Origin of the sequence: Moorena sp. SIO3I8 (assembly GCF_010692325.1) — a bacterium.
In the GTDB taxonomy this organism is placed as follows: domain Bacteria; phylum Cyanobacteriota; class Cyanobacteriia; order Cyanobacteriales; family Coleofasciculaceae; genus Moorena.
Genome location: NZ_JAAHHW010000023.1, coordinates 30461 through 55453, shown reverse-complemented (window position 1 = coordinate 55453; position 24993 = coordinate 30461). Strand labels below are relative to the sequence as shown.

23 protein-coding genes are annotated in these 24993 nt (G+C 42.2%); 10 read left to right on the top strand and 13 right to left on the bottom strand.

From position 1 onward, the window contains the following. Positions 1-76 precede the first annotated feature (76 nt). The 5 genes from F6K51_RS11785 to F6K51_RS11765 form a co-directional block, all read right to left on the bottom strand. Positions 77-760: an HAD hydrolase-like protein gene (locus F6K51_RS11785; protein ID WP_293020495.1), complete on the bottom strand. Its 684-nt coding sequence runs from the start codon at positions 758-760 to the stop codon at positions 77-79. 476 nt (positions 761-1236) lie between these two features. Then, positions 1237-3162 (bottom strand): transketolase C-terminal domain-containing protein, encoded by a 1926-nt coding sequence (locus F6K51_RS11780; RefSeq protein ID WP_293020493.1) that lies wholly within the window; start codon positions 3160-3162, stop codon positions 1237-1239. Between the two features lie 24 nt (positions 3163-3186). Further along, the gene (locus F6K51_RS11775; protein ID WP_293020491.1) at positions 3187-3309 is read right to left on the bottom strand and encodes a hypothetical protein; all 123 of its coding nucleotides are present in this window, start codon (positions 3307-3309) and stop codon (positions 3187-3189) included. A 255-nt stretch (positions 3310-3564) separates the two neighbouring features. Then, on the bottom strand, positions 3565-4470 hold the full coding sequence (locus F6K51_RS11770; RefSeq protein WP_293020489.1) for an acylneuraminate cytidylyltransferase family protein: 906 nt from the start codon (positions 4468-4470) through the stop codon (positions 3565-3567). 57 nt (positions 4471-4527) lie between these two features. Next, positions 4528-4683 carry a hypothetical protein gene (locus tag F6K51_RS11765; protein ID WP_293020487.1) on the bottom strand — a complete coding sequence of 52 codons (156 nt, stop codon included), beginning with the start codon at positions 4681-4683 and terminating at the stop codon, positions 4528-4530. 557 nt (positions 4684-5240) lie between these two features. Between F6K51_RS11765 and F6K51_RS11760 the strand changes: the two genes are divergently transcribed. The 4 genes from F6K51_RS11760 (at position 5241) to F6K51_RS11745 (ending at position 6911) form a co-directional block, all read left to right on the top strand. Next, entirely contained in the window at positions 5241-5654 is a 414-nt protein-coding gene (locus F6K51_RS11760; RefSeq protein WP_293020485.1) for a hypothetical protein, read from the top strand. A gap of 47 nt (positions 5655-5701) precedes the next feature. Further along, the gene (locus F6K51_RS11755) at positions 5702-5851 is read left to right on the top strand and encodes a hypothetical protein (RefSeq protein ID WP_293020483.1); all 150 of its coding nucleotides are present in this window, start codon (positions 5702-5704) and stop codon (positions 5849-5851) included. Positions 5852-5961: 110 nt separating this feature from the next. After that, entirely contained in the window at positions 5962-6333 is a 372-nt protein-coding gene (locus F6K51_RS11750; RefSeq protein WP_293020481.1) for a hypothetical protein, read from the top strand. A 200-nt stretch (positions 6334-6533) separates the two neighbouring features. Then, on the top strand, positions 6534-6911 hold the full coding sequence (locus tag F6K51_RS11745; RefSeq protein WP_293020479.1) for a hypothetical protein: 378 nt from the start codon (positions 6534-6536) through the stop codon (positions 6909-6911). 89 nt (positions 6912-7000) lie between these two features. On the opposite strand, the gene F6K51_RS11740 is transcribed toward F6K51_RS11745, so the two are convergent. Continuing rightward, positions 7001-7573 (bottom strand): CAP family protein, encoded by a 573-nt coding sequence (locus tag F6K51_RS11740; protein WP_293020477.1) that lies wholly within the window; start codon positions 7571-7573, stop codon positions 7001-7003. 427 nt (positions 7574-8000) lie between these two features. Further along, entirely contained in the window at positions 8001-8432 is a 432-nt protein-coding gene (locus tag F6K51_RS11735; RefSeq protein ID WP_293020475.1) for an alcohol dehydrogenase catalytic domain-containing protein, read from the bottom strand. Positions 8433-8539: 107 nt separating this feature from the next. On the opposite strand from F6K51_RS11735, the gene F6K51_RS11730 reads away from it, so the two are divergent. From F6K51_RS11730 to F6K51_RS11710, 5 genes are all read left to right on the top strand, one after another. Then, positions 8540-8689 (top strand): hypothetical protein, encoded by a 150-nt coding sequence (locus tag F6K51_RS11730; RefSeq protein WP_293020473.1) that lies wholly within the window; start codon positions 8540-8542, stop codon positions 8687-8689. Positions 8690-8834: 145 nt separating this feature from the next. After that, complete coding sequence (locus F6K51_RS11725) at positions 8835-9230, top strand: hypothetical protein (protein ID WP_293020471.1); 396 nt, start codon at positions 8835-8837, stop codon at positions 9228-9230. A gap of 22 nt (positions 9231-9252) precedes the next feature. Further along, entirely contained in the window at positions 9253-11352 is a 2100-nt protein-coding gene (locus tag F6K51_RS11720; protein WP_293020469.1) for an NACHT domain-containing protein, read from the top strand. A 639-nt stretch (positions 11353-11991) separates the two neighbouring features. After that, a complete protein-coding gene (locus F6K51_RS11715; protein WP_293020467.1) occupies positions 11992-12156 on the top strand; it encodes a hypothetical protein in 165 nt (54 codons plus the stop codon). Positions 12157-12357: 201 nt separating this feature from the next. Then, entirely contained in the window at positions 12358-14517 is a 2160-nt protein-coding gene (locus tag F6K51_RS11710) for a serine/threonine-protein kinase (protein WP_293020465.1), read from the top strand. Here F6K51_RS11710 and F6K51_RS11705 read toward each other — a convergent pair. Both F6K51_RS11705 and F6K51_RS11700 read right to left on the bottom strand, forming a co-directional pair. Continuing rightward, positions 14465-14677 carry a hypothetical protein gene (locus F6K51_RS11705; RefSeq protein WP_293020464.1) on the bottom strand — a complete coding sequence of 71 codons (213 nt, stop codon included), beginning with the start codon at positions 14675-14677 and terminating at the stop codon, positions 14465-14467. The two genes, F6K51_RS11710 and F6K51_RS11705, sit on opposite strands and share 53 nt — an antisense overlap. Positions 14678-14894: 217 nt before the next feature. After that, a complete protein-coding gene (locus F6K51_RS11700) occupies positions 14895-15845 on the bottom strand; it encodes a DMT family transporter (protein ID WP_293020463.1) in 951 nt (316 codons plus the stop codon). A gap of 874 nt (positions 15846-16719) precedes the next feature. On the opposite strand from F6K51_RS11700, the gene F6K51_RS11695 reads away from it, so the two are divergent. Next, positions 16720-18504, top strand: coding sequence for a VWA domain-containing protein (locus F6K51_RS11695; protein ID WP_293020462.1), 1785 nt, complete (start codon positions 16720-16722; stop codon positions 18502-18504). A gap of 231 nt (positions 18505-18735) precedes the next feature. Here F6K51_RS11695 and F6K51_RS11690 read toward each other — a convergent pair whose 3' ends face one another. The 4 genes from F6K51_RS11690 to F6K51_RS11675 form a co-directional block, all read right to left on the bottom strand. Further along, positions 18736-19350 carry a hypothetical protein gene (locus F6K51_RS11690; protein WP_293020461.1) on the bottom strand — a complete coding sequence of 205 codons (615 nt, stop codon included), beginning with the start codon at positions 19348-19350 and terminating at the stop codon, positions 18736-18738. Between the two features lie 538 nt (positions 19351-19888). Continuing rightward, positions 19889-23932 (bottom strand): trypsin-like peptidase domain-containing protein, encoded by a 4044-nt coding sequence (locus tag F6K51_RS11685; RefSeq protein WP_293020460.1) that lies wholly within the window; start codon positions 23930-23932, stop codon positions 19889-19891. 13 nt (positions 23933-23945) lie between these two features. Then, entirely contained in the window at positions 23946-24275 is a 330-nt protein-coding gene (locus tag F6K51_RS11680; RefSeq protein WP_293020459.1) for a CU044_2847 family protein, read from the bottom strand. A 255-nt stretch (positions 24276-24530) separates the two neighbouring features. Further along, the gene (locus F6K51_RS11675) at positions 24531-24815 is read right to left on the bottom strand and encodes a hypothetical protein (protein WP_293020458.1); all 285 of its coding nucleotides are present in this window, start codon (positions 24813-24815) and stop codon (positions 24531-24533) included. Positions 24816-24993 lie beyond the last annotated feature (178 nt).

Genomic DNA, 24993 nt, shown 5'->3' with positions numbered 1-24993 from the left:
AGAATTGAGAATTAATAATCTAGAATCTAGAATTATGCCTTCTGCCTTCTACATTCTACATTCTGCATTCTTAATTCTAAATTTTCAAGCCAATTTTTTCCATAAACACTGTTGATGATGGCAAGGATGGTATAGTCCACCAGGGCTGATGTTCTTCTAGGGACTCCTGGTCATATTTACCAGTGGCAACTGCAATCACACGAGCACCAATGGCTTTGCCACAGTGAATGTCATGGGGAGTATCGCCAATCACGTAAGTTTTTTCCGATGGAATCGCGCCATACTTTTCCGATGCGATCGCTAAAGCTTGTTGGGCAATATCAACTCTAGTTTCAGTTTTATCGGAAAATCCACCACCACTAAAGTAATCAGCCAAGCCATAATAGCTTAATTTTGCAAATGCTCCTGCTTCGATATTTCCTGTCAGCAACATGGAAACCACATCAGTTCGATCGTGCAAAGCATCTAGAATTTCGATTACCCCCTCCAGGACATATCCTTCTCGGCGGGGCAAACTTTGAGGCAAGTAGTTAACGTAGTATTTCAGTAGTTGATCCACCAATTTAGGTTCTGGGGACAAACCGTACTGCTTGATAATATTAGCGGCAATTATTGGGTCTGTCATGCCTGCAGTTTCTATATTTGTCAGTGAAACCGTTTCACCAATTACTTCACTGGCAGCCTCTTCTAGGGCAAATATCCCGGCTCGTTTTGTGGTTAATAAAGTGCCGTCAATGTCCCAAAATAAAACGGTAGTCATTACACTTCTATGGTACTAGAACTTGAGGCAATAGTTGTTAGTTAATTGCCGTTATTATTATAACATTTATTAATTAGTTTAGGTACATTCTTGATTTTAGGGAGCAGGGAGTAGGGAGTAGGGAGTAGGGAAGTCAGAAGTGGTATAGCGCTACGCGCAAGTTAGAAGTCAGAAGTCAGAAGTCAGAAGTCAGAAGTAAGCTAGGACTAGGTTTCGGAGTTTACAAATGTCCTAATCTTAATGGGTAGTGCTATAAAAAGATTTGTGTACCTTATAGGTATAACTCTTAATAAACAACGCTATACTTTATACTTCCTAGGTCATCCTTGAAATCCTATATAATTTATAATTATATCATGAAAACTAATCCTAATTTAGGAGAACATCAAAAACTACTCGGATATCTTGATACTGTTCCCTATTCCCTATTCCCTGTTCCCTTTTTATCTGAATCTTACGCAATTTAAATAACAAGGCTACATCATACTTTTATGAATCTCAAATGCTAAACTTTCAGCATCTAGCCGATGAGCACGAAGCACTTCCTGATTTTGACCGCATTTCGGAATATCAAATACTCCAAATTGCCTTACCTGTATTTGCCCAGACAATCCTAATTCTGCCAAACCACTTACAATCCGATCCCCCTGTCCTCCTATTACATAATGGTTATCTAGGGTAAACACCCAGGAGTAACCTTGGAGGATTTGCTCCAACCAGTCTAAATCCACAAAATTTAGCCAAGGTAAATTCACCACTTTTAAGGTTATACCGTGATTCTGAGCCAATAACTGGGCAGCTTGATAGGCTTGTGGCAGCAGCACGGGACCGTAACCAAATAAAATAGCGTCTTGCCCCTCAGTTAAGGCAATCCCCTGACCCAACTCCAACTGATAATCCTCTGGCAATTGATAGGGAATCTGACAGGGTATCGAGACTAGCCTTATATAGCAACTACTGATAGTTCGATGCAAACAGTAGTCTAGAGCTAGGGATACTTCTGCTTCATTAGCTGGTTCAATCATCACCATATTCGGTATTGCTCCTAGGGCAGAAATATCCCTTACCGATTGGTGAGAATGACCAGGACCACCAGGTAGCAACCCAGCTAGGGAGCCAACATAAATAATCTTAGTCCGTTCGGTAGCATTATTATAGATTTGCTCATTGGGTCTGGTGGATAGGAAACAAGCAAAGGAATGCACAATGGGCAGTAACCCTTTCAGTGCCATCCCCCCGGCCTGGGATACCATATCTTGTTCGGCAATACCACACTCAAAGAACCGTTTCGGGAATTTGTCTTTAAAGGGAATCAACCCACAATCGAGCATTAAATCCGCATCGAGTACCACCAGGTCTTGATTCCGTTCTGCTTGGGCAACCAAAGCTTTGGAATAGGCACTAACCAGTCGTTGCGCTCCATCAACTACAGCAGGTTTGGCATAGGATAGCATCTCTACCCCTAAGGGGGATGCTCCAATTTGTTCCAACTGGGTATTGGCAGCAGCAATTAGTTCTGCCACTCCCTTAGTGTAGGCTTCATCATCCGGTGCGCCACTATGGAAGCGATATAAGTTGTCTTCTGGGTTGTCTTCTGGTTTGATGGCCGTATGTTCCATAAAGGAGATTCCTTTTCCCTTAATGGTGTCAGCAATCAGGATTTTGGGCTGGTTAGTGACTGCTTTCAATTTTGCGATCGCATTCCCTAAAGCCTTGACATCATTGCCATCACAGCGGTCAACATACCAGCCATAGGCCGCAAACTTCCGTTCCAAGTCCCCCAAGTCACTCACTTGGGACACCCAAGTATCGGACTGGATTTTATTATGATCCACAATCACAGTCATTTCATGGAGTCCCAGATTTGCTGCTGGTTGGAGAGACTCCCAAAACTGACCCTCCTGCAACTCCCCATCCCCAGTTAAGAGATAAACATTTCCCTCTCGACCCATCAGGCGATTTGCTAGGATCATCCCCTTAGCCTTAGAAACCCCCATTCCCAAGGAACCGGTATTGGTTTCCAAGAACGGAATAGAAATATCTGGATGACCAGGAAGTCCATCTAGCCGCCTCAAGCTATGGATACGCTCAAACTCCAGCAAACCATGGCCAATCAAAACCGAGTACAAACCTGGTACATCGTGACCTTTAGAGGAAAAATAAATATCCCGTGGTTGATTAGAGTTAGTTTTCCTAACCCGTAATTCATTTAAAAACAGCCAACAAACAATATCTAAACTACTAAAACTACTACCAATATGCCCTGAACCCGCCTGTTTTATCATATATAAAGTATTGATTCGACAGTAGGTAGCAAAAAGCTCAGTATGAGTTTCGGGAGTAATGTCTAAATCCTTGAGGCGTTGAAACTCCCGAAACGGGACTAGAGATAGATTTGTCATTGGTTATTGGTTATTGGTTATTGGTCAGGTTTTGGGTTTTAGGGAGCAGGGAGTAGGGAGTAGGGAGCAGGGAATAGGTAACAGGCAAAAAATCCTGTGTACCTGATAGTTAGGAAAAACGCTGTATACTATTATATTAATTTTCAATGGATAACATTACAGCTTAATCTTTACCTTGGTTACTTGCTGATTTGATTATCCGCCATTTTTAACGTTAATTTTTAAAGTTAATCCAAAATAATTATAATCATTATTTAGCTATTATTTTTATTAATTCAAACTCCTAATTAAACTACTATAACTAATAGTATAGCGTTTCTGATAGTAATGAGGTACACAGTATTTTTACCCTGTTCCCTACTCCCTACTCCCTACTCCCTACTCCCTACCAAATTGAAAAAACTAAATTGGTTTCTGGGAGACCAGAGGTAAGTGAGCTTCTCCCTGTTCTATTAAATATTCCAGATACCACCAATCTTTCAAGTCATTAATATCCAATCCCTCATGATCATGGGTAATAAATGGCATAATCACCTTTCCAGCAATTGTATACTCTTCCAGCACTACTCTTGACCAAGCAATTTCCAAGCTAGCATTTTGCACATAGACCTCTGGCAACGCCTGATAGGGAGTACTATGCCAGGGGGTATGGGGGGTTGAAGGTTCAAGGTTGAAGGTTGAAGGTTGGGGGGTTGTTCGCGTAGTGTGGCCTTTTGGCCAAGGTTGGAGGTTGGGGGGTTGGGGGGTTGGGGGGTTGGGGGGTTGGAGGTTATGGTTAACCTGAGAATTGCCTAATTTAAGGGTGTTCTGCTCAAGCAACGGTTTCATCAGGTTGCCTTTGAGTACCCACATTTTTCCAGGATGCTGTTGGCATTTCTCTACTGCCCGTAAGGAGTCTACTTGATCAGCTTGAGCCAAAAACGCCTGCCAAGCTCGTTGAATGGTCTGTGGTTGGCGACAAGGACTGGTTGGTCGCAGGATGCTGAAGCAATCAAATTCTCGCCCAAGATCACTCAAATGCCTCAGGGTGTAATCAATCCACTCAATATCTGGTGACTTGTCGGTAGCATACTCTGGCGATCGCAAAAATGGTACCTCAGCGCTATAGTAACGAGCAATTTCCGCCACCTCCTCTGAGTCAGTGGAAACAATCACTGCTGAAAACACTTGGCTTTGGGTTGCAGCAGCAATAGTATAAGCAATTAACGGATGCCCTTTTAAACGACGAATATTTTTACCAGGTACTCGTTTGGAACCAGCTCGGGCTGGAATCAGGGCAACTACTGTCGGAGTTTTAGAATCTACCAATTTTCCTGATCTTAGACAATAATCTTGCTGGCAAATTTTTGATCACCACTTTATAGTTTACAGAAATAGGGAATAGGGAATCGGGAATCGGGAGTCGGGAGTCGGGAGTCGGGAGTCGGGAGTCGGGAGTCGGGAGTCGGGAGTCGGGAGTCGGGAATCGGGAGTAGTAGGAAAGAAATAGGAGTAATTTTTGGTTTTATAATAAATCACCATTGCAGTTAATTAGCTATTAGTAAATAATATATTTAATTCTTGTCAATATTGATATTATTCTTGTATAATTATTGTAGCCGTAATCAAATATTTTAGGTACAATTTACTAGGGTTTATGGAGTAGTAATTAGGGCATAATAATTGCCCCTGACTACCGTGAAGTAAATCCCACATGACTTCCTTAATAAGGGAAGAAACTTGTTCGCGTAGCGTGGCCTTTTGGCCAAGGTAAATCATCTGGTAAATCATAAGTAGTAAAAAAACGTTCTAATAGAGCAATGGTAAAAATTAACAGTCATAGCTTGTAATCGCAAATCACACCATAAAAATCACACAATAAACAGAATCTGCACTAGCTACCTGTAGGGTGGGCAAAACCTTGCCCACCCTACAAATGGAGTCTGTGCGTAAGTCCTGAATCAGAAGTATAGCGGTAATTATACTTATGCTTTACACATAATTTTGACCCTATTCCCTGTTCCCTATTACCTAAAATACAAAACGTACTTCAAGCAATTGATAACTGCAATCGTAAACATTATCTTGCAGCAAAGCAAATGACAAACTCAGACCAGTTTGATACCCGTTTCAACCTTTTACTAACTGCCTTCGAGCGCACCAACCAACAGATTGAACAGCTTGGTCACAGGATTGATGCTGTCACCCAACAGATTGAACAGCTTGGTCACAGAACTGATTCCAATGCTCGTGCTATCGAGCAGACCAACCAAAAGATTGAACAACTTGGTCACAGGATCGATTCTAATGCTCGTGCCATTGAAGCTCTAACCAATACTGTCCATGAGTTCAAACGAGATCGCGCTCAAGCATACTCTTTGATGGCAGATTTAGCTCAAAATCAATCCCGAATGTATGGCATGATGGCCAACTTAGATGAGCGACAGGAACAACTGTCTAACCGACAGGGGGAGATTGTAGAAATTCTGAAGTTATTGACTAAATCTAATTAGGATGCGCGAACCACTAGCGTAAGCATTTAGCTATCAGCTAAAGGCCTTTGGCCACGCTACGCGAACAGCTATCAGTTAAAGGCCTTTGGCCACGCTACGCGAACAGCTATCAGCTAAAGGCCTTTGGCCACGCTACGCGAACAGCTATCAGCCTATGGGCTACAGATGGTGCTACTATTCGCGCAGCATGCCCGTAGCGCAATCGGTGCTTTTGAAGAAAATAAGCTGACCGCTGACCGCTGACCGCTGACTGGTGACCGCTGACTGCTGATAGCTGTTGAGAAAACACTAAACACTATTGCAGCAAATGACAAACTCAGACCAGTTTGATACCCGTTTCAACCTTTTACTAACTGCGATCGAGCAGATCAGCCAACAGATTGAACAGCTTCGTCAAAGAACGGATTCTAATGCTCGTGCTATCGAAGCTCTAACCGATACTGTCCATGAGTTCAAACGGGATCGCTCTCAACTGTATTCTGTGATGGCTAATTTAGCACAATCTCAGTCTAATTTATTTCAATCTCAGGCTAATTTAGCGGACAGTCAATCCCGAATGTATGGCGTGATGGAAAATTTAGATGAGCGACAGGAACAACTTTCTCAGGGACAGGAGCAACTGTCTAACCGACAGGGTGAGATTGTAGAAATTCTGAAGTTATTGACTAAATCTAATTAAGATGCGCGAACCACTAGCCTAAGCATTTAGCTATCAGTAATCAGCTATCAGCTATCAGCCTATGGCCTACAGATGGTGCTACTGTTCGCGCAGCATGCCCGTAGCGCAATTGGTGCTTTTGAAGAAAATAAGCTGACCGCTGACCGCTGACCGCTGACTGCTGATAGCTCTTGAAAAAACACTAAACACTATTGCAGTAAATGACAAATTCAGACCAGTTTGATACCCGTTTTAACCGTTTACTAACTGCTATTGAGCGCATCGACCAACAGATTGAACGGATCAGCCAACAGCTCGAAGAGCTTCGTCAAAGAACGGATTCTAATGCTCGTGCTATCGAAGCCTTAACCGATACTGTCAATGAGTTCAAACGCGATCGCTCTCGACTGTATTCTGTGATGGCCGATTTAGCAAACTCTCAGTCTAATTTAGCTCAAAGTCAATCCCGAATGTATGGCCTAATGGAGAACTTAGATGAGCGACAAGAACAACTCTCTCAGCGACAGGAACAACTGTCTAACCGACAGGGGGAGATTGTAGAAATTATGAAATTATTGACTAAATCTCAAGCAGGGTAAATCTAAGCTATCAGCCGTCAGGATTCAGCGGTCAGCTGACCGCTGATAGCTGATAGCTTAAGCAAAAATAGTGGGACGGTCACCGTAAGCTAAGGTGCCATAACGTTATTAGGAAACTGCCCAAGCACATTACCCGCAGGCCCATATTGGCAGACGACATAGAAGGCGTTATATTGTCTACCTTGAATAGTTTTGACGCCCTGGGCTGCACCACACCCTAATTGGGTACTATTCTTCCATACCACCTGAGTAAAATGCCCGGTCTTTCCAGAAAACCCTGGATTGGCATAGTCATAGTCAGAAACCTCTTGGTACCAATTAGTCACTGCTTGGTCCCCGAGGGTAGCTGTGTCTACAGACGATGCTGTGGTATAGGAGACAAAGAGATTTTCTCCCACATTGGTTTTACTGTGTTGGAAAATGCCATTGCTTGCCAGATGATTCGCCCAGCTTTGAGCACTGTTGTTGAGAGAACTACTCAGGGTCATATTAGGACTATGATGGGTGCTCCGATAGGTATTGTGCTTAGACAAACTTGTGCTGCGCAATGTACTTAAGTTTATTCCTCTTTGCCCCATAACTGAGTTACTATTGATTATCCCCAAAAGAATTATCGTTGCCAAGCCGACATAAACAACCCTCAAGAATTGCTTCCGATTCATGGACTTACTCCTGACTAGGTAGGGAAAAAATTTTTATGTCTCATGTCACAAACCAATAGACCTCTGTGCAGCAAATAAAGTTCCACATTGTCGGATGTTTCTGGGGAAATATAAGTTAACATCCAAAACACTGATTCTGCCGTTGATTACGTTACAAAACTATAAAAATTTTTTCGACTATTACAGGGAATATCAAGGCTTTCAGCGTGTTAAGAAATGTTTGGCCAGCAGTATCAATTTTGGCGTTGCTGAATTAAGGAATGAATCCGCGATCATCTGGTTTTATTAAAGCCCCCTAAATCCCCCGAGCGAGGGATTGCTCGCTGGGGGGCTAGGGGGGCGAAACCATACCCAGAATCAGCAACGCCATTCATTTTGCCTGTTCGGGGATCTTTTGGTGCGGGCATCCTGCCCACTCTACGAATATTCATTCAAAGACCCCGAGGCAGTCGAACAGGATTTCCCAAGCAGTAATGGAGGTCAGTGGAAAACCCGCTGCTTCCGCAAAACCCAGGGATTTCGGCTTTTTCCCGACAATCCGCTCATCAACGGCATGGAGCTCGGAGTTGGTGCCCGGTCGAGTGATATCACCGGCATAATAGACTTCATCACCTACTTTAAATTTACTGACATCGCTGCCAAGTTCTCGAACAACACCTGCGGCATCATAGCCAATGACCTTGGTGCCCTTTTCCGGTGCCATCTTGGCGCGCACTTTCACGTCCACAGGATTGACCGAAATTCCCCGGACCTCCACCAACAGGTCCTGTGGCCCTAATTCTGGTGTTTCGGTTTCAAATTCGATCAGCGCGTCTGGTGCAGTGATTGGTCCAGCCTGATTATATCCTATGGCTTTCATATCTTGGTTTTCCTTTTATGATCAATGCCGCCGATTCGATTGTATTGCAGTTTTTAGTGTAATACTGCTGCACTCCTCCAGCACCTGAAGTGAGGCAGGGATAACAGTTGCTGGAGTTTTGCGATTGGCCTTTGGGCCACGCTACGCGATTGGCCGTAGGCCACGCTACGCGAACGCATCCTCCTCTTCTACCAGATATTGGTCATGGGAGATGCTATAACAGCTGGAACTATCAACAAGACTGGTACGTCCAGTAAGTAATATAAAAAGATAGTAAAGTACATCCTTTCACGACGTAATTTTTACCAGTAATTTGCCTATTAATTTTATTTAATCACAACAATATAGTCATTACAGCCTCCTAGCTTTTATACTGAAACCATTCATAATCCAGGAGAGATCATGTCAGAAGAGTCTAATAAATCTACTCCAAATGACCTTAAACAAATCCAAATTTATGGTGGATTAGTAAATGCTAATAATGTTGATGCCAATCAGATAGGTGTCGAGATCAATAATTATGCTCCAGAGCAAAAACAAAACCTAGCCAATGCAGCAGCAGAAATTCAGGCGCTTTTGCAGCAACTAGACCAGAGTTATCCCAATGCAACGGAAATCGAAAAACAGAGTGCTTTAGCTGTAACGCTTCAACAAGAAATTAAGCAAAACCAAACATTCAAGGCCAGGCTACGTAATGCCCTAAAAGAAGGCGGAATCGAAGCCCTGAAGGTGCTGTTTGCCCCGATTGGTATTCCCATTGAAATGGTTAAAGGTTGGATTGAGGCAGAAACTGAGTAACCGGAAGTATTGGTAGATACCCATGTCTGAAGAGCACAAAAAAGTCTCTAACAATGACCTAAGGAATTCCCAGTGTGAGGGTGGTTTTGTTCGTGCTGATACAGTCAATGCTGATCAAATTGGCGGTAATATCAATAATTATAATGTTGTTGTCAATCCCCGACCAACCCTAACTCACCAAGAATACCGCAACCGTCAGGCATTACTCGCTAAAGTCAAAAACTATTGGGTCAAAGGCGTTCTGAAAAAATCCCTCCATAACCAGGTATTGATGGAGTTGGGATTAGAGGAGAGACCCGATGCCATTACTAATCCTTTGAGCGAAATTATCGAAATCGGTGACAACTCACCTCAACCCCTCCCTGAAGGGACTCAAGTAATTGATATTTTTGACAAAATTGGGACAGGAATAACCCTACTAATTTTAGGGGAACCAGGGTCAGGAAAAACCACAACCTTACTGGAACTTGCCCGGGATTTAATCGATCGTGCTGAACAAGACACTAATCAGCTAATTCCCGTAGTCTTTAACCTCTCCTCTTGGGCAAAGAAACGTCAGACGATAGCCGATTGGTTAGTAGATGAACTGAACACTATATATAAAGTTCCCAAGAAGATTGGACAAGCTTTAGTAAGTCAACAGCAACTACTACTATTACTTGATGGTTTGGATGAAGTTAAGGCAGACTATCGAGACGACTGTATTGTTGCTTTGAACCAATTCCAGCAGGATTATGGTGCCGAGTTGGTAGTGTGTAGTCGTATGAAAGACTATCAAGCTCTTTCTAACCGTCTCAATTTTCAGAGTGCAGTTTATATAAGATTGCTGAGTTTAGAACAAATCTATCATTACTTGGATAGTGTCGGGGCTGATTTAACGGGTTTGAGGACATTAATTGCAAAGGATACAGTCTTACAAGAGTTAGCCCAATCACCTCTAATGCTCAATATTATGACTCTAGCTTATCAGGGAGTAGCAGTTGAATATTTACCAAAAACTGACGTAATAGAGGAACGGCGCAGGCAGCTTTTTGATTCATATATCGAGAAGATGTTTAAGCGTCGGAAGACTAATCAACAATATAATAATGAGCAAGTAAAGCAATGGCTAATTTTGCTTGCAAAAATAACTTTGTCTGAAAATCATTCTATTTTATTAATAGAAGAAATCCAACCTAGTTGGTTATCAAATAACAAACAACGTTGGGTTTACGTATTTTTATCTCGAATAATTTGTGGATTATTTTTTGTCGCTTTTTATGGTATTTTATTACTTATAAAATCTGCCCAAATAGAAATTTTTTATGCTACCTTATTTTCTGCGTTAATTGCTGGAGTTAACATAAGCTTAATTGATAAATTTTTCTGGAGCAAGAATAATCAATATACGTATTTTGGAGCTTTGAAAAAGGTCCAATTATTTCATTTATTATCAAGTGTTATTGCTAGCGAATTAGTTTTTGCTTTCTTTTTTAAATACTTAATAGTAAAAAAGTGGGTAATAGGATTACCATTAGGATTGTTTTTTGGATTTTTGTTTGGAATGAGAGGTATTAAAAAAAATATTAATACAGATATTCAAAACTTTGAAATTTTAAATTTTTCATGGAAAGAATCGATAAAATGGACAATTTTGGGGCTACTAATTTCTCTTATATTTTCATGGATAATTGTTCTATTATATCCAAAATATTGGGATGAAAGTGGGAAGGTTATAATAATGATAAGTGGAGCAATTGGTTATGTATTTGGAGGTTTACATAGCGTAACTATTGAGAGAGAAAAAAAGTTGATTCCCAACCAAGGCATCCAATACTCCCTAAGAAACACTGCCCTTGGAGGGATTATTGGAGGATTGATCGGTTTGATAGTTTTGATATTTACTCGGAGAGATTATTATTGGACGCTTGGTATGTCAATGGGAGCATTATGGTATGGTGGTATAGCCTGCATCCAACACTTTAGCCTCCGCCTTGTCCTCTACTTCAACAATTACATCCCTTGGAACTATGCCCGCTTCCTGGACTATGCCGCTGATCGCATTTTCCTACAAAAAGTAGGAGGCGGCTACATCTTTATTCATCGGATGCTGATGGAACACTTTGCGGAGATGAAGCCTTAGAATTTAGAATTTAGAATTAAGAATTGGGAATTAAGAATTGAGAATTGGGAATTAAGAATTAAGAATTAAGAATTAAGAATTAAGAATTAAGAATTGGGAATTGAGAATTGGGAATTCTGACTTGTGCCTTCTGCCTTCTGCCTTCTGCCTTCTGCCTTCTGCCTTCTGCCTTCTGCCTTCTGCCTTCTACATTCTAAATTCTAAATTATAAATTCTAAATTATACATTCTTCATTCTTCATTCTTCATCCCACTTAATTGTCTTTGCACTCATTTTTTATTCTTCCTATTTTGGAAATTATAGCGTTTATAGGATTTATGAGGTACGCTTATCAAGCTCAAAGTCCCCCTTGATAAGGGGGACCAACGGGGGATCCATTTGTACCTCATGGCATAGAGAATTGCTATAGTTTATCTATTGGTCAATTAATTATTTTCCTGTGCTAAAAATTCGGCGTTGCTTAATTAATGAACGAATGCGCGATTATCTGGTTTTATTAAAGCCCCCGTTGGTCCCCCAACTTTGGGGGACTTTAAGAGTTTTGTTCCCCCCAGAATTGGGGGGCTAGGGGGGCGAAACCATACCCAGAATCAGCAACGCCAAAAATTCCGCTCTACGAGATTCGGCAATTGGTGGGCAGTGCCTAAAACAAGTGTACCCAAGCAAATCAATCTAACGGCGGCACTGCCCACCCTACTACTTTGGTGGGCAGTGCCTAAAAACGCGATGCTCGGTACGAGCCGCTACGCGATCGCAAACACATCAATCTCACGGCTGCACTGCCCAGCCTACTATTTTCTGTGATTAATCCTTTGGTGGGCAGTGCTTAAAACCAGCCTAGGCAAGCACATCAATCTCACGGCTGGACTGCCCACCCTATTTTATCGTAGCGATAACGTTCTGATCACCACTTAAGGATTTTGTATATTATCATGGGTAGCACTATCACTAGTGATCTACCTCCTTGAATAGGTGGTGAGGATTTCCCGGAGCAATAGAACTTGGATGAACTTGGGTCTTGGACAAACGATCGGTGGACGCTATAAAATTATTCGTCAACTGGGACAAGGTGGATTTGGTCAGACTTTCGTAGCTGAAGACCAACACTTGCCTGGTGAGAATCAGTGTGTGGTTAAGCAGCTCAAGCCAGTAGCCACGGATACCTTGACATTGCAGACCGCTAGGCGACTGTTTGAGACAGAAGCCAAAATACTACACCAGTTGGGAAGTAATGAGCAAATTCCCCAGCTTTTTGCGTATTTTGAAGAAAATAAAGACTTCTATCTGGTGCAGGAATTGATTGAAGGGGAAGACCTCAGCCAGGAACTTGTACCAGGAACCCAGGTCAATGAACATCAGGTGATTTCCCTGTTGCAGGAAATCCTGGAAGTTTTAGAATTTGTTCATCAACGGCATATTATTCACCGAGATATCAATCCTCAAAACATCATTCGGCGTAAATCAGATGGCAAATTAGTACTGATTGACTTCGGTGCGGTTAAACAAGTGAGTACTCAGATCCTGGAAGGGGGCAACACTGGCTTTACGGTTGCTATTGGTACTCCTGGCTATCGACCGAGTGAACAAGCCAATGGTTACCCGCAATTAAGCAGTGATATCTATGCTGTCGGGATGATCGGGATTGTTGGTTTAACCGGTTTACGTCCTCACCAATTGCCCCTTCACCCTGATACAGGGGAAATCACCTGGCATAACCAGATATCAGTAAGTGCTGAATTAGCCGATAGTTTAGATAAAATGGTGTGCTATGATTTCCGAGAGCGTTACCAATCAGCTACCTTAGCCTTACAAGCACTGACTACTATAACTAGTAATAAAACTAGTAGTAATAACATAAATACTAACACTACTAAAACTGGCGCTACCTTAGTGTTGGGAATTGCGTCATCTATACAACCCCTGCTCCCTAAACCGCAACGATTCAGACTAAAACGGTACCAAGTGTTAATGTACACCGGGGTGATTGGATTGGGGTTTGCGGCAACGGTTTTTATGGTGAAAGCATTCAGGGGAGCTAATGCGACGGATTGGTATAACCGGGGCGAAACGTTTTTAGAATTGAAGCGCTATGAACAGGCTCTGAACGCTTATAATCGAGCTGTGGAAATCCGAGGGGAATATGCTCCAGCTTGGCAAGGTCAGGGCAAGACCTTGTTTGCACTAAAGTACTATGAAGAAGCTCTAAACGCTTACGACCAAGCGATTCAAATTGAGCCGGATTATAGTGCAGCTTGGAAGGGTAGGGGTAAAACCTTGGAGCAGTTGAAGCGTTATGACGCAGCAATTAAAGCGTTTAATAGCGCCCTGGAACTCCAGCCCAATGACTTGGATGCTTGGATCAGTCTTGGTAATGTCCAGGTTAAGTCCAAGAATTATTTTGATGCGATCGCATCCTTTGACAAAGCCCTTAAACTCAAACCCGATTCTTACCAAGCTTGGTATAGACGGGGCTGGGCATTACATAATTTGCGTCAATATAAAGCAGCGGTACAATCCTACGACCGAGCCTTAGACTACAAACCTAATTCCGCTGAAGCCTGGTATCAGCGGGGTAATGACTTGAGCAATTTGCAAAAGTATAAAGATGCAGCCAAGTCTTATCAGCAAGCCGTTCAATTCCAGCCCAACTTCTACCAAGCTTGGTATAGCTGGGGCAATACCTTAAATAAATTACGGAAATACCAAGAAGCCTTAGGGTCCTTTGAGCAAGCCGTTAAACTCCAGCCTAATTCCTATCAAGCCTGGTACAGTCGCGGTTGGACACTCCATCAAGTCCAGCGATATGAAGATGCCCTGGAAGCTTACGACAAAGCCATTAAACTAAAATCCAAGCCTTACCAAGCTTGGTACAGTCGAGGCAATACCTTCTATAAATTGGAACGATATAAAGATGCGATCGCATCTTACCAACAAGCAGTTAACTATAAACCTGACTACAGCCAAGCCTGGTATAGCCTAGGCAATGCATTAGTTAAAGTCAACCAGTATAAAAAAGCGATCGCTGCTTATGATAAAGCAGTGCGCTACCAGCCAAACTACCGAGACGCTATCAAAGCACGGGATTGGGCAAATCGGGCATTGGAAGCAGAGATTAGGGAACAGGAAACAGGGAATAGGGAACAGGAAACAGGGAATAGGGAATAGGGAATAGGGAATAGGGAATAGGGAATAGGGAATAGGGAAAGAGAGGGAGGTGTGGGGAGTGTGGGAAGTGTGGGAGGTTTGGGGCTTCGGCGCGGGGAGTGTCAAGATGAATCTTAACTGGGTTCAGTAGGAATAGCAAGTAGGGTGGGCAGTGCTTCACAGAGATTCATTTGCTAACCATAGAATTGCTAGGCACTGCCCACCAGCTGATGGGTGCATGTCAGTTTTGTTAATCCCTGATTCAGATCCCCCGTTTCCCTTAATAAGGGGGACTTTTCAATCTAATTCCCCCCTTTTTTAAGGGGGGTTAGGGGGGATCTATGTACCTAATTACAAATTTGACATGCTCCCCTAGCTGTTCCCTTTGCTATTACATATTAAGTAGCTTCGGTAGAGCCGATATTATCTAATTCTCCATCTGATTGAGCCAGATAAATCCCAGATAATACGATTATAAACGTCAAGCCATTTAACCAACTCAATTTTTCTGCAAAAATTAGCCAGGCAAATAATGCTGCAATCATGGGTTCCAGCAATAGGATGAGAGAGACAAAGCTAGATGAAAATTGTTTGAGACTATAGAATAATGCACCCAATCCAATTATAGAGCCACAAAGTCCTAGGCCAATAACAGCAGACCATGATGAAAAGGAAGCAGGAAATAGTCTATCTTCAAATAGCAATGTTAATGGTAACAACAATAGGCCACCCAAGGTATAAAGCCATAGTAAAATTGTGCTTGTGTCAAATTTTACTCGGAGATTCTCTGTTACCAAAAGTGTAGCCGCATAGAAAAGGGCAGATAGTAATGCAACGCTGTCCCCTATCAATGTATCTCGATCGATATGAAAATCGTTAAAACCAATTAAGAACGTTCCTCCTAGAGCCAGCATCATGCCGATTAGGAAGCGACGATTAAAGGATTGGCTTAACAGTAACCATCCGCCGACAGCTGCAAAAATAGGAGTGGTGTTGTGGAGAAGATTAGAATTAGCAACACTTGTTTTTGTCAGAGACCAAGCCCACGTCACTAGGCAAATTGAATCTAAGCTAGCAACAAGAAATAAGGAGAAAAAATCCTTTACAGTATAAGCCTTGTTATCAGTGTTATCAGTAGTAGATAAGCGTCCGCTGTGCTTATCCCAAAGTAGTTTGATAACCTTGCCAAGGCCCAACGCTAGGCTGGCAATCCAAAACCGATTAAATATTGTTCCATAAGGGCCCATATCATGTTCTGTTATGCGAGTCAGAATTGGTGAAGACGATAGGGCAAAAATGGCAATTGCTAAGGAAGAAGATCCCCAGATTGCAGAACTTTTAGTAGACATGATCAACTTCCTTAATTAGGGATTATATAGTGGTTGTAAACAGTTGTTTTAAACGATTTGAGGTAGATAATCCTGAATTTTAGACAACAGTAAATAGCGGATCACCAGAAAAGTGGATTACCGGAACCTATAAAAGGATATAGGGAATAGCGAACCAAAAAAAATGACGTCTACCTCCTAATTAGTATAACGTCTCTAAAAAAGGTTAACAACATCAAGGTTAACAACATCAGTATACACCATGGCAAGTAGCCATTGTTTATCTAATTTTATAGGAAGAGAAGTACAGTTTAAGACATAGTATTTTTCTTGAAAGGTATCAGGTAGCTTTGGAGCAGGAAGCCGAAGATATCTTAAGCTTTGCTTCCACTCCTATATCTGTAAAAGTATCATAGAATAAACCCATCTTGTCAATCAACCAGGGGAGTTTTCAATAAACCTGGCCTTATGGCGATAGTTGACAATATATTTTATACATATAGTGTTTATTTAATGGTAAAAACACTATGGATATGAATTAACAAAATTAGATCCGTTTACCCTGGGAAATACCATTTAATATAGAGCCTAACGTAAGCATATGCGCTACGCGCACGCTACGCGAACAGCCGTCAGCCGTCAGTGGTCAGCGTAATTTCCTCCAGATTCATTAGCTGACCATAGGATTCCTAGGCACTGCCCACCAAACGATTAATCTATTCCCGATTCCCGATTCCCGATTCCCCATTCTAAATTCTAAATTCTAAATTCTAACTTCCCGATTCCCGATTCCCGATTCCCGATTCCCGATTAACTGTTACAGAAACCGCAACACAGACCATCAGCCTTCTGTGGTGGACTAGCTTAGGAATAAGCAATACAGAGGGCAAATCAAATGAACAAATTACTTAGACTATTCCTCCTTTCCGGAATGGTTGCTATCTTGGCACAGCTAACAACAGCTTGCCACAATCAGCGTTCAGCCCAAGAATCAGAAAAAAGCTCTAATCTACCTGTAGCGCAAGACGTAGAACGTGACCAAAGACAGCGCCAATCAGAACTTATGGAATCAGCCCAGGTCGGGAGGTCGGCGGATAGTGTTATTCAGAATTTCTCTAACAGAGGTTTGAGACCCCAAGCCTCAATGCCACTCTCCGGTAGCCCAAATGCAGCCTTGAAAGCAGTTCCTAGTAGCTCAATTCCTGCGGCCAAACGGATGCCGTTACTGACAACACAGCCAGCTATCCCAGAAGTCAGCAACAGAGAAAACTATAGTCCCATTGATGAGAATGCCTTTCAGAGAGTAAAGCATAATCCCCTGTCTACCTTTGCTATTGATGTTGATACCGCCTCCTACAGCAATCTTCGTCGTTTCCTTAATAACGGTCAACTCCCCCCTACTGATGCCATCCGTATCGAAGAATTAATTAACTACTTTAACTACGACTATCCCGAACCAGAAAGCGATCGCCCTTTCTCGATTACCACAGAAATTTCTCAAGCTCCTTGGAATCCCACTCACCAATTAGTTCACATTGGTATCCAAGGGGAAAAGATGGCGATTGAAGATTTGCCTCCCAGCAATCTTGTCTTTTTGCTGGATGTCTCTGGTTCTATGAATAGTCCCAATAAGCTTCCCCTGCTCAAAGATGCCTTTCGGATGCTTGTCAATGAATTGAGAGAAGAAGACCAGGTTAGTATTGTCGTCTATGCTGGCGCTGCGGGCGTGGTTTTACCTCCTACTCCAGGCAACCAGAAAGATAAAATCTTAACAGCTATTGAGAATCTTAATGCCGGGGGGTCTACTGCTGGGGGAGCAGGAATTCAACTGGCTTATAAACTCGCCCAGAATAATTTTATTAAATCAGGAAATAACCGAGTTATTCTCGCAACCGACGGAGACTTTAATGTCGGAGTTTCCAGTGATACCGAATTAGTTAAACTAATTGAACAGAAGCGAAAAAAAGGAGTTTTTCTGACCGTATTAGGATTTGGTACTGGTAATTTACAAGACTCCAAGATGGAGAAAATTGCTAATAAAGGAAATGGCAATTATGCTTATCTTGATAACGAGTTAGAAGCTAAGAAAGTTCTGGTTAACGAAATTGGAGCCACTCTACTCACTATTGCCAAAGATGTTAAGATTCAAGTAGAATTTAATCCTGCCAAAGTCCAAGGGTATCGTTTGATTGGTTATGAAAATCGGCGGATCAAGGATGAAGACTTTAATGATGATACTAAAGATGCCGGAGAATTAGGAGCAGGTCATACTGTTACTGCACTGTATGAAATTATTCCTGTGGGAGCGAAAACTAATGTCAAATTACCGGATATTGACCCTCTGAAATATCAATCCAATGCTGCTTCAAGCAATAATTCCAAAGAATTAATGCAGGTCAAGTTACGTTACAAAGATCCTGACGGTAACACCTCTCAACTCCTGACCTATCCCTTGGTTGATAAAGCTGTAAAGCTAAACGATGCTTCCGATAACTTTAAGTTTTCCGCTGCCGTTGCCAGTTTTGGTATGGTGTTAAGAGATTCTCCTTACAAAGGTAAAGCCAGTTTTGACCAAGCATTAACATTAGCAAAGGAATCCGAAGGGGTAGATTTAGAGGGTTATCGAGCTGAGTTTATTGATTTGGTTGAGAGTGCGGAGGAAATAGGGAGTAGGGAATAGGGAATAGGGAATCGGGAATAGTAGGAAAGAGCGCTGGCTTGCTACTCCCTGATCCCATTAATCCAAGACGAAAGTAACGCACCACCTAAGGGCTTATTGGGACAGTCCGCCGGGATATAAAACGGGCAAGATGCCCATTCCACACGTGCGCTTGCCACAAAACTCTTCAAATTATTCCATTATTAAGCAACCCCGAGCCTGATCAGGTATAATCCGGTTATCATCTCAGTATTATGGCCAGTTCATAGCATACTTTAGATCATCACGAACGTCTTTGGCAACATTGTAATCGTGTGGATCGAGTACTCCTTCAGACAATAAATTATTTAGGCGCATGATTTGCTCTGTTCCTCTGGAATGGTAAGATGGTTCACCCAAATTTGTTTTGAAGAAATTTTCCAGCATAATCCCGCAGGGTAGAATACCCAGACAATTGTGGTTTACATATACCTTATCGAGTATACGATTCAACTGACCATTTCTAACGTTAGAGGGACGTTGAGGATATTTAAGATTGCTCACTGCTATCTTGAATACATATTTAACTTTATCCCAGAAATCATCATTTTTAGGAATTGGGTTTCTAGTATTTTGAGGAAAGGGAATTCGTCGAATGAAATCATCAATATCGTCCCAGATACGGGATTTGCGAATTCCATCAATAACCTCATCAATATTATTAATTAAATGGCGCGGTATTCTGACAAGTTTGACGGGGGGTGAAATTGACTGTTCTGTTTGAGACCGGGTATTCAATCCAGTTTTAGCGCCAACATCAGTAGCTGTACACAGGACTGAACAAACTATAATAATAGAAGTTTGCCAAAATACAAATCGCTTAGACATAAGACAATAGTTCCTATTGTTGTAAAAACAATGTAAGCATTCAGCTAATGCACTACTTGCTGAGTGCTGAGTGCTGAGTGCTGATTTTAAAGTATCTATATACTTATCCGGCTAACTACCAAAAGTTATGCAGCAAACTTTCAATACCAGGTTGCTCTACCACAGAACTTACCTACCAAGATCCTTAACACCCTGTTTCTCCTGATAATTAAAAAATTGAAATCGTTATCATTGTATAAATGCATCAAGATGGAGATCGGAAATAGTGGCTTAGTGGACTGGCATAGCTAAAATGGTGCAATGGCTTTAGTTCAATAGCTTTATCCACTAAAGCCCTTAAGCACCTTTCCAATCAGTTGTTCAATTCGCTAGTTGGTTGTTGCAGCACGATATCTACCAGAACTGATTGGGGCTGCAGTTCCAGAGCTTCAAAACTATTTGGGATAGCTGGCGGTTTGATTTCGATCTTTCTAGACTACCACTCATCCTTCACTTTTTGTCAACCCCATCACCTGAATGGTTATCAAACAATTAACAACTAGCTGGTCAAACCGTATTGATCCAATAACAGAGAATGACCAGATAGTCTTTGACGAGCCCTATCCATATAAGCTTTAACATTACCTTCCCACAATCTTAATGTACCATCATGGCTACCACTGATAATCCATTGTCCGTCCGGGCTAAAGGACACAGAACTAATTCTGTCCTTGTGCCCTTCCAATGGTGGACCAATCGCATTACCTTTGACGTCCCAAAGTCTTAGTGTATAGTCTGCACTACCGCTGACAATAAACTTGCTGTCTGGACTAAAGTCAACAGTCCTAACCCATCCCTTGTGTCCTTGGAGTAAGGACATTTCCTTAGATTTGTAATTCCATAGTTGCAAGGATTGATTCATACTTCCAGTGACAATCCACTGTCCATTCAAACTGAAAGCCACCGAAAGAATGCCACTCCCTTCTTGCTGTAAAGGTCGAAAGGTTTGATCACCATTCACATCCCATAAATACAACCCACCATCATAACCACCACTAATGATTTGTTCACCATTAGGGCTAAAGGCAACGGAGCTAATCATCTCTTTGTGTCCTCTGAAGGGTGGCTTAATCAAGTTACCCTGCAAATCCCATAAGCAGATTCTTTTGTCAGCACCACCACTAACAATTAACTTACTATCGGGACTAAAAGCTACAGAAGTTACATCATCTTTATGTCCTTGAAAAGATTTCTCTATCAATTTGCCTTGTGAAGTTCTTAGAATTAAACGACCATCGGCGCAACCAGTAATCATCCACTGACCATCAGGACTAAAGGCAATTGAGATAACTTCAGTACTATCTCCAACTGCTAGTGACTCAATCAAATTTCCCTGTAAATCCCAAATTTTAAGCGTACAATCGCTATTTGCACTAATAATTCTTTTACTATAAGGATTGAAAGTAACTGAATTAACCATGTTCTGATGATTACCCTTAATTTGAAACTGATTTCCGTATAAAGGGTTTTGTAAACTCCACAAACGTACAGTTGTGTCTGCACTACCACTAAAAATAAGGTTGGACTCTGAATTAAATGCGACTGTAGTAACCTTCCCTTGATGACCTCTTAATAGAGCTAGCCTATTTCCTTGCAAATCCCACAAACCAATAGTAGATTCCTCACTCCCACTGATAATCCACTTTCCATCAGGACTAAACGCAATAGAACAGATACTTTGATCGTGGGCTGAAAATGAACTTGTTATTTTCAGTTCTTCTAAGTCCCATAAAACAATTCGTCCCCCTTCATTACCACAGGCTATAAGAGTTTTTTGGGGATTGAAAGCGACAGAATTAACTTCATAATCATCTTCAGTAAACGGTAACTTAATCGACTTACCTTGCAAATTCCACAAACGTACAGTTGTATCTCGACTACCACTAACAATATATTTTCCATTCGTAGTGAAAGTTACGGATGTAATTGGAGCCTCATGTCCCAGAAAAGGCGCTCCAATAGGCTTTCCTTGTAGATTCCATAAACGTAGTGTCTTATCAAAGCAACCACTGACAATAAATTTTCCATCGGGGCTAAAGGCAAGGGCAGTAACCCAATTGTTATGTCCCTGGAATGATTTAATTAACGTCCCTTCCAAATCCCATAGTTCTAACTTTCCATCGTCGTTACCACTAACAATAACTTTTCCATTTGGGTGAAAGACAACAGACCTAATAGCAACCTTATGCTCTTGAAAAGGTTGTCCAATGGGATTTCCTTGCAAATCCCATAAACATAACATTCCATCCAAGCTGCTACTCACAATTCGCTGTACCTGAGAATTTACAGCTATTGCACTGACCTCTACTGTATGTCCGTACAGACGGTTACATTCACGTACAAAACTCAATGCCCACAACAAACTATCGAAAGCTAAACTCAAAACTTCTCCATTCAACTTTTCACAGCTTAGTTTAGTTGCCTTCATTGCCTCCAATAAACTTTCCACAGGATGGGATGGAAGCAGATTTTGCGATTTTAGTGTTTGCTCTCGCACATTAGATTCAGTCAGTGCCCGTTCTAACTTTTTAATTTGTTCTTCTTTTTCTTTAGCTAGGCGATAACGTTCCTTTTGCTCTCTGTCCCTTAACTCTAAGCTAGCCTTGATGAAGTCTAGCTGATCTTTGCTAAGTTCAGCTAGACGCTTTTGCAACCACTCCTCTGCCTCTCCCAAAGGCACACCCCGCAATAATGCTCCATCATCCCTATTACTTTTCCCCCATTCCTGAATTCTGACCTTCAGTCTTTCCTGCCAAGTGCGAAACTCTCGATTCACCTCCATCCAACCTCGTAGGGTTCCCCATTCCCGAATCAACGCTTCATGAATAATCTCGACAGTTTCTTGGTCAGTTTCCTCTTTTTCATCAGTCTTCTCTGTTTTATTAGTAACTACCAGACGAGCAGAAGCCAACCGTGTCACTAAATCCCAGTTATTTTGTCCAACTTCAGTACTGGTAGCCAATCTTCGAGTATCTTCCGTTCCTGCCCCTGGACGCACCAACTGAATAAATACCCGTTGCGCCCGTTGTTTATCTTCCTCACTGAGATTTTGATACTCTTGCTCTGCATATTCGGCCAGTGCCTTTTCCACACCCCCAATGTCTTCATAAGCTTGGTGAGTTAACTGACCATTTTGCTGTTTTGCCCACAGTAATGTCAGGGCAAACTCTAGCAACGGCAAATATCCTGGTTCATCCTCTACTGCTTCCAAAATGCGTTCCGTCAGCCCAGACTCAATTCTTACTCCCAGCAATTGAGCAGGTTGTTCTATTACCTTTTGCAATTCTTCTCGGTTCATTGGCCCAAGTTTGCGGTCAGCATCCTGTAAAGCATCAGCAAAAGGACGGTAAGAAAGGGCATATCCGCAAAAGTCAGCCCGTAAGGTAATAACCAGGGTGAAATTCTCTATCTGATTGACTGCTTCTAGGAATAGATCTAGAAATATCTGGCGTTCTGATTTATCTTTACAAAGAGTATAAAGTTCTTCAAACTGGTCTGCTATTAGTAACAGGCGAGTGCGGTTGTTCCTTTCCAGAATGTCTTCTATCACATCCCGTAACTTTCTCTTTCCCTCCTGAAACTTTTCAACCATCTGATCAATTTGATCCAGTGGATCTATGGTCTCGATTTTTCGCAGATCAACTAACGTCTTTGTCAAATTGCGCAACGGGCGATCCCCTGGACGAAATCCCTCAATCAACCAACCTTCTTCTGAACGTAACTGAGGAATTAAACCAGCAAACACCACCGAAGATTTACCACTTCCAGAAGCTCCAATCACCGCCACTAGGGACTGTTTATGTACCGCTTTAACTAACTGTTGGGTAAACTGCTCCCGTCCAAAGAAAAATTTAGCATCCTGCTCTCGGAAGGGAAACAAACCTCGATAGGGACAAGGAGGAATAGCTTGCTCTTCCAACTCTGGACAAGCATTGATCAACTGAGTGGTGGGAATAATAAACGCAGCCCTAACCTGTGGTCGTTTAGGATCAATCGCTACAGTCATGCCAGCCACCCCATCTAACTGCTCATCCCATACCGGAGAACCACTGAATCCTGACTCTATGGGATAAGTCCCGTGTACATCTATCTGTACTCGACCATTAGCTTGGGGATTGCTGATGATGCCATAAGTCGAGACACCAACCGCTTGCCCTTCTGGAAAACCAAAGACTCGAAAAGGATGTTTCCATAGGTTCTCTGCTTTAACCAGTCTTACCGGTTGGGTGCCTTCTGGCAGAGTGCTTTCCAATTCTACTAAGGCGATGTCTGCTCCAGTTTTCGGTAAAATATCAGAACTTCGTTGAACTGGTATCCAGCGAACAACCCTCCCCCTAAGAATGTTTCCGGATGCAACTAGGGGAAAATCTAGATCAATTTCCTGATTGGGCTGATCTGGAACACTTGGTTGTCTCGATAATGCTGCATTAACCACATGAGCGCAGGTCAGAATATGCTGATCGGACACCAGAAAACCTGCACCAACTACTCTCCCGTTAGCTTTACGAATTCGTGCGATCGCAGCTCTGAGTTGGACAGTCATCTACCACTACATCTCACTTTTTCCACTTCAGGGTAATTTCATAGTTACCTTCCACACTGGCAGAGGCAATCACAACACCCATTTCAGAGGTCATCTTTACCCCAAATTTTACCTCCACTTCATCCGGGGAATCCTTTAGCTCGCGGACTTTGCGAATAATATTAGTAGCGATAGGCTTAATTTTGTCCATCGCATCAGCAAAGGAGGTTTGAGCTTGAACAATTACTTGTTGACCAGGGTAGTTAGCAACCAGATCATCATCTACATCCGTTGCTGGTAACTCCTCTACTTCTACGAGAATGGATTCGTCGCCATCAAGGGGAAATTTAATTAAGGGTTTCACCGTTTACCTCTACTAGCTGGGGTTTCTGGATGTGACTCAAAGGGTTAAAAGTAATCTATGGTTCTCTGGAATTGCCTGCACCCTGTATTCCATAGCTGACAATTGGGGAACTCTACCGTTTATAACGGTATAAAGCAGTATAGCAGTTCTCAATTGGGTGAAGTACTTTCGTGTTGGGTTTGAGGGAGCTTGGCAGGTGGGAGTAGGGATTGGTGATCAGACCGACCGGTCCTGCATCTAACACTATGACTGCCCTCACCAACTTACACCTTTCATCTCGATTGGGAATAACTGACGCTCAGAGAGTCGATCCTGATCCAATGCATGGATCAAGTACTGACCTGTTTCTTGCTGCTCTTGAATATCCTCATCATCAATCCAGGACTGAAGCAGATTAACCGCTTCAGCTTGCTTTTGCCTTACCAGAATAGAGTTTTCCAAAACTTGTAATGTTATAGCTTCGAGGGATATCCCTTGCTGCTTGGCTTCCTGCAAGAGATATTGCTCCAATTCTGGTGGTAGTTTAAGGGTTAGGGTCATCAGTCAAACAATCAATGATAAGATTTAATTCTTTAAGTAATTGGGCTTGATAAGAATAAGATGTTTTGTGATTACAGCCGTTTTCAGATGAATTGACCTCACTACCGAGAGCGGCAAGCCCCCTAAATCCCCCAATTCTGGGGGACTTTAACTCAATTTCCCCCCAAAGTTGGGGGGC

Coding starts and splice junctions, on each gene's coding strand:
- F6K51_RS11785 (WP_293020495.1), bottom strand. CDS start 760: ATGACTACCGTTTTATTTTGGGACATTGACGGCACTTTATTAACCACA.
- F6K51_RS11745 (WP_293020479.1), top strand. CDS start 6,534: ATGACAAATTCAGACCAGTTTGATACCCGTTTTAACCGTTTACTAACT.
- F6K51_RS11710 (WP_293020465.1), top strand. CDS start 12,358: ATGAACTTGGGTCTTGGACAAACGATCGGTGGACGCTATAAAATTATT.
- F6K51_RS11700 (WP_293020463.1), bottom strand. CDS start 15,845: ATGTCTACTAAAAGTTCTGCAATCTGGGGATCTTCTTCCTTAGCAATT.
- F6K51_RS11725 (WP_293020471.1), top strand. CDS start 8,835: ATGTCAGAAGAGTCTAATAAATCTACTCCAAATGACCTTAAACAAATC.
- F6K51_RS11765 (WP_293020487.1), bottom strand. CDS start 4,683: ATGGTGATTTATTATAAAACCAAAAATTACTCCTATTTCTTTCCTACT.
- F6K51_RS11675 (WP_293020458.1), bottom strand. CDS start 24,815: ATGACCCTAACCCTTAAACTACCACCAGAATTGGAGCAATATCTCTTG.
- F6K51_RS11685 (WP_293020460.1), bottom strand. CDS start 23,932: ATGACTGTCCAACTCAGAGCTGCGATCGCACGAATTCGTAAAGCTAAC.
- F6K51_RS11780 (WP_293020493.1), bottom strand. CDS start 3,162: ATGACAAATCTATCTCTAGTCCCGTTTCGGGAGTTTCAACGCCTCAAG.
- F6K51_RS11740 (WP_293020477.1), bottom strand. CDS start 7,573: ATGAATCGGAAGCAATTCTTGAGGGTTGTTTATGTCGGCTTGGCAACG.
- F6K51_RS11750 (WP_293020481.1), top strand. CDS start 5,962: ATGACAAACTCAGACCAGTTTGATACCCGTTTCAACCTTTTACTAACT.
- F6K51_RS11735 (WP_293020475.1), bottom strand. CDS start 8,432: ATGAAAGCCATAGGATATAATCAGGCTGGACCAATCACTGCACCAGAC.
- F6K51_RS11760 (WP_293020485.1), top strand. CDS start 5,241: ATGACAAACTCAGACCAGTTTGATACCCGTTTCAACCTTTTACTAACT.
- F6K51_RS11695 (WP_293020462.1), top strand. CDS start 16,720: ATGAACAAATTACTTAGACTATTCCTCCTTTCCGGAATGGTTGCTATC.
- F6K51_RS11690 (WP_293020461.1), bottom strand. CDS start 19,350: ATGTCTAAGCGATTTGTATTTTGGCAAACTTCTATTATTATAGTTTGT.
- F6K51_RS11720 (WP_293020469.1), top strand. CDS start 9,253: ATGTCTGAAGAGCACAAAAAAGTCTCTAACAATGACCTAAGGAATTCC.